Annotated in this window: 8 protein-coding genes; 3 read left to right on the plus strand and 5 right to left on the minus strand. The window is 65.0% G+C overall.

The window, feature by feature from the left end:
• Positions 1–43: 43 nt before the first annotated feature.
• Entirely contained in the window at positions 44–2,749 is a 2,706-nt protein-coding gene (locus FJ958_RS13435) for a UvrD-helicase domain-containing protein (protein WP_140743273.1), read from the plus strand.
• 36 nt (positions 2,750–2,785) lie between these two features.
• Here the strand turns inward: FJ958_RS13435 and FJ958_RS13440 are convergent, their stop codons facing one another.
• From FJ958_RS13440 to FJ958_RS13455, 4 genes are all read right to left on the minus strand, one after another.
• Positions 2,786–3,100 carry a hypothetical protein gene (locus tag FJ958_RS13440; protein WP_140743275.1) on the minus strand — a complete coding sequence of 105 codons (315 nt, stop codon included), beginning with the start codon at positions 3,098–3,100 and terminating at the stop codon, positions 2,786–2,788.
• A 54-nt stretch (positions 3,101–3,154) separates the two neighbouring features.
• A complete protein-coding gene (locus FJ958_RS13445) occupies positions 3,155–3,910 on the minus strand; it encodes a DUF4239 domain-containing protein (protein ID WP_140607978.1) in 756 nt (251 codons plus the stop codon).
• Between the two features lie 100 nt (positions 3,911–4,010).
• Positions 4,011–5,564, minus strand: coding sequence for a trimethylamine methyltransferase family protein (locus tag FJ958_RS13450; RefSeq protein ID WP_140743277.1), 1,554 nt, complete (start codon positions 5,562–5,564; stop codon positions 4,011–4,013).
• 12 nt (positions 5,565–5,576) lie between these two features.
• A complete protein-coding gene (locus FJ958_RS13455) occupies positions 5,577–7,988 on the minus strand; it encodes an FAD-dependent oxidoreductase (RefSeq protein ID WP_140743279.1) in 2,412 nt (803 codons plus the stop codon).
• Positions 7,989–8,265: 277 nt separating this feature from the next.
• On the opposite strand from FJ958_RS13455, the gene FJ958_RS13460 reads away from it, so the two are divergent.
• Both FJ958_RS13460 and FJ958_RS13465 read left to right on the plus strand, forming a co-directional pair.
• Positions 8,266–9,753 (plus strand): esterase-like activity of phytase family protein, encoded by a 1,488-nt coding sequence (locus FJ958_RS13460; RefSeq protein WP_140743281.1) that lies wholly within the window; start codon positions 8,266–8,268, stop codon positions 9,751–9,753.
• A gap of 378 nt (positions 9,754–10,131) precedes the next feature.
• Entirely contained in the window at positions 10,132–11,604 is a 1,473-nt protein-coding gene (locus FJ958_RS13465; RefSeq protein ID WP_140743283.1) for an MATE family efflux transporter, read from the plus strand.
• 19 nt (positions 11,605–11,623) lie between these two features.
• Here FJ958_RS13465 and FJ958_RS13470 read toward each other — a convergent pair whose 3' ends face one another.
• Positions 11,624–12,832 (minus strand): MFS transporter, encoded by a 1,209-nt coding sequence (locus FJ958_RS13470; protein WP_140743285.1) that lies wholly within the window; start codon positions 12,830–12,832, stop codon positions 11,624–11,626.
• Positions 12,833–12,938: the final 106 nt, after the last annotated feature.

Here is a 12,938-nt window from a genome sequence, read left to right on the forward strand (position 1 = left end):
ACAGTTCTGGTCTTTCGCCACCGAATCACTACATTCGGAGGAGATGTCCGGCTTTTCCGAAGACATGCCCTTTTTCGACGAACCCAATGCGCGGCCCTCGGCCCCGTCGGGCATTGCCGCGCGTGCCATGGCCGCCCGCGGCGGCCATAACAACGCGCCCGATTATCTCAGGGGGTTGAACCCCGAGCAGCGGCTGGCGGTGGAAACCACCGAGGGCCCGGTTCTGGTGCTGGCCGGCGCCGGTACCGGCAAGACGCGCGTCCTGACCACCCGCATCGCCCACATCCTCGCCACCGGCAAGGCCTTCCCGTCGCAGATCCTGGCGGTGACCTTTACCAACAAGGCCGCGCGCGAGATGAAGCAGCGCATCGGCATCCTGATCGGCGAAGGCAATGTCGAGGGCATGCCCTGGCTCGGCACCTTCCATTCGATCGGCGTGAAGCTGCTGCGCCGTCACGCCGAACTCGCCGGGCTGCGTTCCGATTTCACCATCCTCGACACGGACGACGTCGTGCGGCTGATCAAGCAGTTGATCCAGGCCGAAGGGCTGGACGACAAGCGCTGGCCGGCCAAGCAGTTCGCCCAGATGATCGACGGCTGGAAGAACAAAGGGCAAGGTCCGGCCGATATCGCCGAGGGCGACGCGCGCAGCTTCGCAAACGGCAAGGGCCGAGAACTCTACAAGGCCTATCAGGAGCGGCTGCGGACGCTGAACGCCTGCGATTTCGGCGACCTGCTCTGCCACCCGATACGCATCTTCCGCGCCAATCCGGACGTGCTGAAGGAATACCACAAGCGCTTCAAATACATTCTGGTCGACGAGTATCAGGACACCAACACAGCCCAGTACATGTGGCTGCGCCTGTTGGCGCAAAGGCCGCAATCCTCCCCCCTCGAGGGGGAGGTGCCCGCGAAGCGGGCGGAGGGGGTCGCTGCAGAAGGCACCGCCAGGGCGTCGAGCACTGCCGCGCGGACCCCACCCGACCGGGCTTCGCCCGGCCACCCTCCCCTCAAGGGGGAGGGAAACTCGCGCCCGGCCACCGTCAACATCTGCTGCGTCGGCGACGACGACCAATCCATCTACGGCTGGCGCGGCGCCGAGGTCGACAACATCCTGCGCTTCGACAAGGATTTTCCCGGCGCCACCATCATCCGGCTGGAGCGCAACTACCGCTCGACCGCGCATATCCTCGGCGCCGCCTCCCACCTCATCGCCCACAATGAGGGCCGCTTCGGCAAGACGCTGTTCACCGACCGCAACGATCCCGAGGACGGCAAGGTCAACGTTCACGCGGCCTGGGATTCCGAGGAGGAAGCCCGCGCCATCGGCGAGACCATCGAGGCCTACCAGCGCCAGAAGCACAATCTCAACGACATGGCGATCTTGGTGCGCGCCTCCTTCCAGATGCGCGCCTTCGAAGACCGCTTCATCACGCTCGGCCTCAATTACCGCGTCATCGGCGGTCCACGCTTCTACGAGCGCATGGAAATCCGCGACGCGCTGGCCTTCTTCCGTGTCGTTGCCAACGGCACCGACGACCTTGCCTTCGAACGTATCGTCAATGTGCCCAAGCGGGGACTCGGCGAGGCCACCATCCGCCAGATCCATGACACGGCGCGCGCGCTGCGCATCCCGATGCTGGAGGCTGCGGCGACGCTCGCCGAAAGCGACGAGCTGAAGCCGAAGCCCCGCGCCGCTTTGCGCGAAGTGGCCGCCAATTTCGAACGCTGGCAGAAGGCGCTGGAAAACAAGCCGCACACCGAGCTTGCCGAGACCATTCTCGAAGAGAGCGGCTACACCGACATGTGGAAGAACGACCGTTCGGTCGAGGCGCCCGGCCGGTTGGAGAACCTCAAGGAACTGATCCGCTCGATGGAGGAGTACGAGTCGCTGCGCTCCTTCCTCGAACATGTCGCCCTGGTCATGGATGCCGAGCAGAATGCCGACCAGGACGCAGTTAGCATCATGACGCTGCATTCGGCCAAAGGCCTCGAATTCGAGACTGTCTTCCTGCCCGGCTGGGAGGAAGGCCTGTTCCCGCATCAGCGCGCGCTCGACGAGGGCGGCCGCTCCGGCCTGGAGGAAGAGCGGCGGCTGGCCTATGTCGGCCTGACGCGGGCCAAGAAGAACCTGCATCTCTGGTTCGTCTCCAACCGCCTCATCCACGGCCTGTGGCAATCGACCATTCCGTCTCGCTTCCTCGAGGAACTGCCCGAAGCCCATGTCGAGATCGCCGAAACCGGCAACTCCTATGGCGGCTACGGCAATCCCTATGGCGGCGGCTCCTTCGCCTCCGGCCGAGGCGGCAAAGGGGCAGGAAGGCAGAATCCCTACGGTGCCTCGCGCTTCGACAATATCGGCGGCAATGCCGGCGGCACGGAAAAATCCGGCGCCTTCTCCAACACCTACTCGACGCCGGGCTGGCAGCGCGCGCAGGCCAACCGCACCGAGGCGACCGACCGCAACTGGGGCACGCGCTCCGGCCATCAGGTCGAGCGCATCGGCTATGGCGAGACCGATTCCGGCTACGGCGCCGGCCGCACGAGCGTAAAAGGCCGCACCATCGACGGCGAACTGGTCGCCAAATCCGTCGCCGACAAGCCGTCGCCCTTCAGCGTCGGCGACCGCGTCTTCCACCAGAAATTCGGCAATGGCAACATTTCGGCCATCGAAGGCAACAAGCTGACAATCGACTTCGACAAGGCCGGCCAGAAACGAGTGCTGGACGGGTTCGTGCTGCCGGTGTGAGCCGGATTCTGCAAGCCTCGTAAAACCGGCTGGCCCTCAATCCACCTTCTTCTCGCCCGCCTCCCCAGCCTTCACGATGTCCCCCGTCGTGAACAGGATTTCCTTCAGTTCCGCCCGCCAGTCCAGCTTCTGGCGCAGCAGGAATTCGAGATCCATGCCGAAATGCTTGAACTCCTCACTCTGCGCGTTCTGCATGATCGCCTTGGCTTGAGGGTCCTTCTCCACCGCCATGCGCTGTTCGTACCAGCTTATCGCTTCCGCCTCCTCGATCAGCGAGGTGATCATGCGGGCAAAGGTCCGCACTTGCTGCGACAGTTCTTCTGGCGGTTCGTGATACTGGTCGAAACCCATGTCGTCCTCCGTGGTTAGTCCCAGTGAATGCCCGGGAACGGCGCCGGTTCCGCATCATCGTTGCAATTCGGCCAGCGCCCTCTCCAGCGGTGCCGTCGATATTTGGATCGGGCCGGAAAATGCCAGATCCATGTCGAAGATCAGGTAGATCGCCCCGGCAATCATGGCTGCCGACACCACGTAGGTGCCGATGGTGATCGCGTTTCGCGGTGCCCTGAAGCCGAAACCGGCGAAGATCAGCACCAGCCAGGCAACCAGCATGACAATCAGCGCCACGGGGATCGTACTCTCCGACTGCTCGATCAGAACCCAACGTAGTTCCGTCACCTTCTGCAGATGCTGGCGGGCATCTTGCAGCAAGGCGCTATGCGCGTCATCCGCCGGTATCAGCGCACTCAGCCTATTGCCGATCTCAATGAGCAGGTGCTCCGATAGCCGGTTGGCGTCGATTGGCGTTTCATGGGTCGGCGAGTCCTGACCCGTCACGCGCTGCACATAGATGCCAAGAGGCTGGCGCACCACGTCGGTCCCAGGCCCGTATTGCCGGAGCGACCGGTCGAGAAGGATCATTTCGGTCGCATAGGCGTGCACGTTGCGGTCGATAGATTCGTAGGTGTTCCTGGCCGAGTTGATCATCAGTCCGAGCATCAGCGACGTCATGACCCCGAACAGATTGGCCGTGAGCCGAACCACGGTGTTCGTGTCGTCGTCGCGATGTTTGGCCGGCAATGTCGGCCAGATCGCCATGCTGGCGAACGCCGCCGCCACCAGGCATAGGAAGATCACCAATGCGATCAACGCTTCGCGCATCCGTCATTTCTGCACGGCATGCGCCAATTGCCAATGGCAAGACACTGGTCACATAGCGAAAGTTGCGACTCCGTCAGGCGTTTCTCGTATCTCTGGTGTCTTACGACACCGGTGCTGCTCCGCCTTCCTCGGTGCGCCGCGCGATGAACGCGTCCAGCACGCCTGACGTGGCCACCGCCGTTGCCGGCGGCTCGAAATCGGCGAGGATGCGTTTCCAGATGCCGGTGGCGCGTTCGGTGGCGTTCTTGGAACCGCTTTGTGTCCAGTTGCCGAAATTCGACCAGTCGGCCACCAGCGGCTCGTAGAAAGCGGTGCGGTAGCGCGCCATGGTGTGGCCTGCCGAGAAGAAATGGCCGCCCGGCTGCACTTCGGCGATCGCCTCGAAGCCGATGGAATCGCTGTCGCCGGGTGTCGCGGCACAAAGTTCGGCGATCGTCTGCAAGGCTTCGACATCGGTGACCAGCTTCTCCAGCGAGACGCTCAAGCCCCCCTCCAGCCAGCCGGCCGCGTGGATGCAGACGGTGGCGCCGGCCAGCACCGAGCCCCACAAGGCGAACTGCGTCTCATGCGCCGCCTGCGCGTCCGAGATGTTGGCGGCACTGCCGCCGCCGGACCGCCAAGGCAGGCCGATGAAACGCGCCAGCTGGCCGGCGCCGAGCGTCGCCTTGACATGCTCCGGCGTGCCGAAGGCCGGCGCTCCGGATTTCATGTCTACATTGGAGGAGAACGAGCCGTAGACGACCGGCGCACCGGGCCGCGCGATCTGCGCCAGCGTCAGGCCGGCCAGCGCTTCGGCATGCTGCAGCGCCAGCGCGCCCGCCACCGTGATCGGCGCCATGGCGCCCGCCAGGCAGAACGGCGTGATGATCGAGACCTGGCCCGCTTTAGCGAAATCGATGATGCCTTGCGCCATCGGTATGTCGAGCTGGCGCGGCGAGTTGGTGTTGATGACGGTATAGCACCAGGCATTCGACTGAAATTCGTCCCGCGACAAGCCTCGTGCCAGCCTGACCATCTCGAAACTGTCATCGACCTGCGGCGTGCCGCGCGCGAAGACGAAGGGGAACTTGTCGGACAGCGTCAGCTGCGCGCGGTTGACGGCATAGTGACGGAAACGGTTGTCGACGTCCTGCGGCTCGACGCAAGGCCCCAGCATGTGCAGCACGTCGAAATGCTGCACCATCTTGATGAACTCCTCGAAGGCCTCGAGCGTGCCGGGCCGCCGGCCGCGTACGAGATCGGTGACGTTGGGCGCGCCGGAGCCAGCCAGGAACGTCATCGAACCCAGTTCGAGGGACAGATCGCGGGCACGCGCGCCGGCGTGGGCATGGATCGATCGCGGCGCGGAGGCCAGCGCCGCCGCCACCATGTCGCGGCCGATGCGCACCATGTCGGTGTCCGGATCGACCAGCGCGCCGGCGCGGGCGAAATAGTCGCGCGCCTGCGGCAGCAGCACCTTGATGCCGAGCTCTTCCAGCACGCGCAGCGCCGTGTCGTGGATCGCGGCGACCTGATCGTCGGAAAAGATCGACTGCGGCAGGAACGGGTTCTTCAGCGACCGGTAATCGGGCCGGCGGCTGCTCTCGCTGCCGGCCTCGCCTGTGCGTCCACGCCGGCGTTCGCGCCTGCTGTCTCGTGCCGCGTCATCGACCATCGAAAATCCTCCTCATTGCCGCATCGCCTTGCCCGAGGGATCGTAGGGCGAAGCCGCGATGACCCGCGCCGGCCGCTCGACACCGACAATGTGCACCGAAAGCGCCGTTCCCTCCTCGGCAAAATCGTCGTCCACCAACGCCAGCGCGACGCTCTTGCCGATCGTGTAGCCAAAGCCGCCGGAGGCGACGAAGCCGATGCGCCGGCCGTCGAGCCACACCGGCTCGAAGCCGCTGGCGTCGGCATCGACGGCGTCAATCTCCAGCGTCACGATCCGCTGCGAGGCGCCGGCCTCGCGCTCCCTCAGCGCCGCGTCGCGGCCGACGAAATCGCCCTTGTCGAAAGCGATGAAGCGGTCGAGTCCGGTCTGCCCAGGCGTGTAGCCTTGCGTGAACTCGCGTGACCAGATGCCGAAACTTTTCTCCAGCCGCAGCGCATTGAGCGCGTAGTAGCCGATCTCCACCAGACCAAGCTCCTCGCCGGCGGTCAGCAGCGTCTCGCGCAGTGTGGCATGCATGGTCACGGGGCAGCTGATCTCGAAGCCGAGCTCGCCGACGATGGACAGGCGGGCAACCCGCGCCCGCACCAGTCCGACGTCGAACGCGCCGCAGGCCATGAACGGCAATGCCGCCGCCGACACATCCTGATGCGTGGTGCGTTCCAGGATCTTGCGCGCATTCGGCCCCGTCAGCAGGAAGCCGCTCATGGCGTCCGAAATGTCGGTGACCGTAACGTCCTCTCGCGCCTGGCTCTCGAACCAGCGCATGTGAAATTCGCGCAGGTAGTAAGAGCCCATCAGCCAATAGTCGCCGCCGCCCCAGTTGATCACGGTGAGATCGCCCTTCAAGCGCCCGTCCGGCCCAAGCATCGGCGCCAGCCGCGCCTGCCCGGCTTGCGGCAGCCTGCACGCCAGCAGCCGGTCGAGCCACGCCTGCGCGCCAGCTCCCGAAATCTCGTACCGCGAGTAGGCCGAGATATCGATGAGACCCGCGGCACGCCGCACTTGCAGCGCCTCGTCGCCGACGATGTCGAAGGCATTGGAGCGCTTGAGCGTGGTGTTCTCGCGAAACCCCATCGGCGCGAAATAGGCCGGGATTTCTAGCCCCCAGGACGCCGTCCATTCGCAGCCCGCGGCAGCCATGCCGTCATAGGCGCCGGGGCGCTTCAAGGGCCGGCCGGCGGGCAGCCGTTCATTGGGAAAGGTCATGACGAAACGGCGCGAATAGAACTGGCGTGTCGTCTGCTTGAGATATTCGCGGTTGGCGGCGAAGGCGCCGTAGCGGGCAATGTCCATGCCGAAGATGTCGGCCTGCGGCTCGCCATAAATCATCCATTCGGCCAGCGATTTGCCGACGCCGCCGCCCTGGCTAAAGCCGGCCATGACGCCGCAGGCGACCCAGTAGTTCTTCAAACCGCGCACCGGTCCGACGATCGGATTGCCGTCCGGCGTGAAGGTGAAGGCGCCATTGACCCATTTGCGGATGCCGGCCGTCGCAAGGCACGGGAAGCGCTCATGCGCCTTGGCGAGTTCCGGGCTGATACGGTCTATGTCTTCCGGGATCAGCTCGATGCCGTAGTCCCATGGCGCGCCATCCATGTTCCAGTGCTTCGGATCCTGCTCATAGACGCCGAGCAGCACGCCCTTGCGCTCCTGGCGCAGGTAGGAGAAGCCGTCGAGATCGACGGCGATGCCGATTTCCCGGTCGAGCGCCGCGATCTCGGGAATGTCCTCGGTGACGAAGTAGTGGTGCTCCATCGGCGTCACCGGCAGGTCGACGCCGGCCATGCGGCCGAGCTGCTTTGCCCACAAGCCGCCGGCATTGACGACGTGCTCGGCGACGATGGTGCCCTGCTCGGTGACGACGTCCCACAGCCCATCGGCGCGGGACTTCAGCTCGACCACACGGTTGCGCAGGATGACGTCGGCGCCGCGCTTCCTGGCGGCGCCGGCATAGGCATGCGTCGTGCCGTAGGGATCGAGATGGCCCTCGTTGGAATCGTGCAGGCCGCCGAGCACGCCGGCGACATCGACGATCGGGCAGATTTCCCGGATCTCTTCCGTGGTCACCAAGCGCGCGGTTTCGATGCCGACCGACTGGAACACCGCCCAGGCCGACTTCAGCCACTCCCAGCGGGCGGGATCGCTGGCGATGTTGACGCCGCCGGTCATGTGCAAGCCGATATCCTGGCCGGATTCGGCCTCGATCTCGCGGTAGAGGTTGATCGTGTAATCCTGCAGCGCCGCCACGTTGGGATCGGCGTTGAGCGCATGGAATCCGGCCGCGGCATGCCAGGTCGAACCGGCGGTCAATTCGGCGCGCTCGATCAGCGCCACATCCGACCAGCCGAACCGCGTCAGATGGTAGAGCACCGAGGCACCGACCACCCCACCCCCGATGACCACTGCGCGATAATGCGGCTTCAAGGCCTTCCCTCCCGATCTGTCCGAAGCCGGCACCATATACGCACTGGACATAAGTGTCCAGTGCGTATGAATACGCCCGATGCAGCCTCTCGCGCTATCCCGCCTTTCATCGGTGGATGAAACGCCGGCAGGGATGCGCCGCCCGCTGTCACGCCAGCATCATGTTCACCCCTTAGATCGCTTTCGGGGAGGCGCGCGCGGCATCATCGATGTGGCACCTCTTTCCGTTTTCGTCGTTCAGCCGCTCCGGCATGCTTCGTCACAAAGAGGATTGTCCATGAAACACCTGCACCGAACCGCGTCGCTCGGCGTCGCGCTGGTCCTTTTTACCGCGCTTACGCCGGCGCTCGCCGACGGCACCGCGACCGTCGCCGGCATCAGCTTCGTCAATAAGGGCCTCGTCGGCGTCGGCCGCATCCCGGCCGCACAGCGCGACAAGTTCGGCGAGACGTTCGGCTCGGGCTCGGGCATGGCGATCGACACGTCAGGCTGGACGCGTGACGCGGCCGGCTACAAGGGTTCGCTGTGGCTGCTGCCGGATCGCGGCTACAATGTCGGCGGCACCACCGACTACCGTGCGCGTGTCAACACTGTCGGGATCGAGTTCTCGCCTATCGCGCCGGGCGCGGCACCCGCCGCCGGCAAGGAGCAGACTGGCGTCAAGGCGACGCTCGCCGACACGATGCTGCTGACCGACGACAAGGGCGCCGATACCACTGGCCTTGATCCGCTGTCGGATGTGCGCCCGGCCGCCGGGAACATGCCGATGCTGCCTGTCGCCACCAACGGCAAGCTCGCCCTCGACGATGAAGCGATCGTGCGGCTTCCCGACGGCTCGATGTTCATCTCCGACGAGTATGGCCCGAACATCTACCGCTTCTCGGCTCAAGGCCGCCTGATGTCGGCGACCCAGCCGCCTGCCGCTCTTGTCCCGATGCGCAAGGGGACGCCGAATTTCTCCTCGGACAATCCCGGCCCAGGAGCCGCCGAGCCTGATCCGAAGGATCCCGAAACCGGCCGCCAGAACAACCAGGGCCTGGAAGGCATGGCGATGACGCCGGACGGCAAGTTCCTGATCGCCGTGCTGCAGTCGGCGCCCCGGCAGGATGGCGGCGATTCCCCTTCGACGCGGCAGAACACACGGGCACTGGTCTATGACGCCTCCGACCTGGGCCACCTCAAGCTCGCGCACGAATATGTCGTGCCGCTGCCGGTGTTCAAGGATGCCAAGGGCAAGACCAAGGTCGCCGCGCAAAGCGAGATCGTGGCATTGTCGGACACGGCGTTCCTGATGCTGGCCCGCGACAGCGGCAACGGCCAGGGGCTGGCAAAAGGGGACGCATCGCTCTACCGCCGGATCAACATCGTCGATGTCTCCGCTGCGACCGACATCGCCGGCGGCGCCTTCGATGCCGCCGACAAGCCGGTGGCGCCCAAGGGCGTGCTCGATCCGTCGGTGACGCCGGCCAAGCTGACGCCGTTCATCGACATCAACGACGCTGCCGAGCTCGGCCGCTTCGGCCTGCACAATGGCGGGACGAAGGACCACAACGAGCTTTCCGAGAAGTGGGAGGCGATGTCGCTGGCGAGCGTGCTCGATCCGAAGCAGCCCGACGACTACTTCCTGTTCGTCGCCAATGACAACGACTTTCTTACTCAGGATGGTTTCCAGGTCGGCGCACCCTACAAGGCCGACGACGGCGCCGACGTCGATACCATGTTCCTGGTCTACCAGGTCACGATTCCGGGTCTCGCAAAGAAGTAATGCCGCGTGCAGGCGGGCGCGCCGAGCGTCCGCCTGCGGATCGTAAGGACCCCGAATCAACATCTTCGCGTCCCTTGGCACGCCCGGGTCGACCGCGCTGGCTGTGGAATTCCACTCCGCGTGCCGTGCGGCCGGTATGTCGTATCCTTGCCTCACGGAACAAGCGCGGGCGCCCTGCGGACTGTGTGGGCCGGGCGGCATGCCGTCCTTGGACTTGCCAGTTCCGGCCCACGCTGTATCTCTTCAGGTGGCGGCTTCCGGATCCGGCCGCTTCTCCCCCGCCTGACCACGGCCTGGACGGCTTTGCATCGACCTCTCCGGTTCAATTTGCAATCATCGCACAGTGGACACAGACAGGCCTTCACCGAGTTTCCAGCCATGGACGAAAAAATACCCCCGCGCCGGCGCACCGGCGACCTGACAAGCGGTCCGATCCCGCGGACACTCCTGCTGTTCGCTCTGCCGGTCCTCGGCTCCAATGTCCTGCAATCCCTCAATGGGTCGATCAACGCCGTCTGGGTCGGCCGCTTCCTCGGTGAATCGGCGCTGACCGCCACGTCCAACGCCAACCTCGTCCTGTTCCTGATCCTGGGCACGGTGTTCGGCATCGGCATGGCGGCCACCATCCTGGTGGCGCAGTCGGTCGGCGCGCGCGACCTGCCCGAGGCGCGCCGCATCGTCGGCACAAGCGCCACGTTCTTCTTCCTCATATCGGTGGTCTTCGCGGTCTGCGGTTGGATCTGGGTCGATGCGATCTTGCGCACGCTCGGCACTCCGGCCGACGCGCTTCCACTCGCGCGTTCCTATCTGCGCATCATCTTCGTCGCCGTGCCGATGATGAACCTTCTGTCCTTCGTCATGACCGTGCTGCGCGGCGCCGGCGATTCGCGCACGCCCTTCATCTTCATGGCGCTGGCGGTCGTGCTCGACATTGTGCTCAATCCCCTGCTCATCCGCGGCATCAGCCCGTTTCCCGAACTCGGCATCGCCGGATCGGCGACCTCGACGCTGATCGGCCAGACAGTGAGCGTGATCGCCATCCTTGTCGTGCTCTACGTCCGCAAGCATCCGCTGCGGCTGGCCGGCACCGATCTCGCCCTGCTGCGGCCCGACCCCACCCTGTTGCGCATCGTCGTCTTCAAGGGCGTGCCGATGGGCTTGCAGATGATCGTCATCTCGGCGGCCGCGCTGACCGTGATGGGCATCGTCAATTCATACGGTTCGCAGGTCGCCGCGGCATACGGCATCGCCGCACAGCTTTGGACTTACATCCAGATGCCGGCGCTCGCCATCGGGGCCGCGGTGTCCTCCATGGCGGCGCAGAATGTCGGCGCCGGCCGCTGGGACCGGATCGGCCGCGTCGCTGCCTCCGGCGTCGGCTTCAATCTCGTCCTGACCGGCGCTCTGGTCGCGCTGCTTTGGGTCTTCGACCGCTCGATCCTCAGCCTGTTCCTGACTAGCGACAGCGCGGCGATCGACATTGCCGCCCACATCAACAATGTCGCGTCCTGGTCGTTCATCCTGTTCGGCGTCACCATCGTGCTGTTCGCCACGGTGCGCGCCACGGGTGCCGTGATGCCGCCTCTGATCATCCTGGTGATCTCGGTGCTGGTCGTGCGCACCGGCTTCGCCTATTTCATGCGCGGTGTGATCGGCGAGGAAGCGCTGTGGTGGAGTTTTCCGGCGGGTTCGATCACCTCGCTGGTTCTGGCCGCGGCCTATTACCGCTTTGGTGGCTGGCGCACCGTCCATATGATCGAGAACAGGCCGGCAGCGGGCGAGCCGCCGGATACCGGGCTTGGCATACCGCGCCAGCGCGCCAACATGGCGCCTGAGACGCCGAACGGCTGAGGCCGGGCACCGCGTCGTGTTACCGGCTATGCTTCACCCCGAAGGCCAGCGCCACCAGCGCAAACGCGATGATGATGCCGGCGAAGGCAAGGCTCGCGGCGACGGAACCGGCATAGGTAGAGACGATGCCGATGCCGATGACGGGCAAGGCGTTGCCGACAAAGCAGCAGATGAAGAAGCTGGAGACGACTTTCGCCCGGCGATCCTTCGGCGCGATCTCGTTCACCACCTGCAGGCCGCCCCGGTAGCCAAGCGCCGCCACGACGCCGCAGCAGGCGGTGGCCACGATCATCAGCGCCATCGAACCCAATATCTGTGCCGCGACCACAAGCAGGACGCTCGGGATCATCAAGCCCAGCGCGGCCAGCATGGCCCTGTTGCTCTGCACGCGCATCAGCACCACGATGCTGGCCGCCGCGACGATCGCCAGTTCGAAGAACAGCGCACCGGCAACAGCGTGGTTGGTCTCATGAAGCTGCTGCGCCAGGATGCTTGGCGCCACTGCCGCGTAGAAGCCGACCAACGCCATGGCGCCGAAGCCGGTAACCGCCGGCGCAACAAAGCGCGGGCGGATTTCCTGCGGCACGGAGAATTGCGGCCGTATGGAAATGCGACTGAGGCTGCCTGGCTTCGCCACGGTTTCGCGGGTGCGCCAGACCAGGATCGTCACCACTGCGAGCGCCAGGAGATAGGTGACGAAGACGAGGCGCAAAGGCCAGGGCTCATATTGAGCCAACAGTCCCGAGACAAGCGCGCCAAAGCCGAGGCCGAGGAAATTGGTGCTGGTGGCGATCACGCTGGCGCGCGACCTGTCGGCACGGGAGAGAAGCTCAGCAATCCACGCGGTTCCGGTCCCCGCGCCGATACCGATGCCAAGCCCGCTCAGGATGCGCGCTATGTCGAGCGAAAGAACATTCTCGGAGAACAGGAAAACAATCGCGCTGACGATGGCAACGATCATCGCCGCGAGGGCGGCGGGCCGGCGCCCGACAACATCCGACACGCCGCCGAACAGCAGCAAGGCTCCAAGGTTGCCCACGACATAGACCGCGTAGATCAACGTCAGCGTGATCTGTGAAAAGCCGAATTGCTGCTTGTAGAGAATATAGAGCGGCGTCAGCACCGTGCTGCCGGCAAACAGCACGGCGATCATCGTGGCGACGATCGGGATGGCAAGAGCGCTGCCGCGAGCCGTTTCTTGCCCAGGCGCCAAATCGCGAAAGGCCATGGCCAACCTCATTACCCGCTTCGGAGATCGCGATCCCAACGCGTTTTCGCCCCCAACGTTCCGGCCGGCCAGCAGGCTCCTGACACTACGATGAGCCTAGCCTTAG

It is taken from the genome of Mesorhizobium sp. B2-3-5 (assembly GCF_006442395.1).
Classification (GTDB): domain Bacteria; phylum Pseudomonadota; class Alphaproteobacteria; order Rhizobiales; family Rhizobiaceae; genus Mesorhizobium.

Coding starts and splice junctions, on each gene's coding strand:
- FJ958_RS13435 (WP_140743273.1), top strand. CDS start 44: ATGTCCGGCTTTTCCGAAGACATGCCCTTTTTCGACGAACCCAATGCG.
- FJ958_RS13465 (WP_140743283.1), top strand. CDS start 10,132: ATGGACGAAAAAATACCCCCGCGCCGGCGCACCGGCGACCTGACAAGC.
- FJ958_RS13440 (WP_140743275.1), bottom strand. CDS start 3,100: ATGGGTTTCGACCAGTATCACGAACCGCCAGAAGAACTGTCGCAGCAA.
- FJ958_RS13470 (WP_140743285.1), bottom strand. CDS start 12,832: ATGGCCTTTCGCGATTTGGCGCCTGGGCAAGAAACGGCTCGCGGCAGC.
- FJ958_RS13450 (WP_140743277.1), bottom strand. CDS start 5,564: ATGGTCGATGACGCGGCACGAGACAGCAGGCGCGAACGCCGGCGTGGA.
- FJ958_RS13460 (WP_140743281.1), top strand. CDS start 8,266: ATGAAACACCTGCACCGAACCGCGTCGCTCGGCGTCGCGCTGGTCCTT.
- FJ958_RS13445 (WP_140607978.1), bottom strand. CDS start 3,910: ATGCGCGAAGCGTTGATCGCATTGGTGATCTTCCTATGCCTGGTGGCG.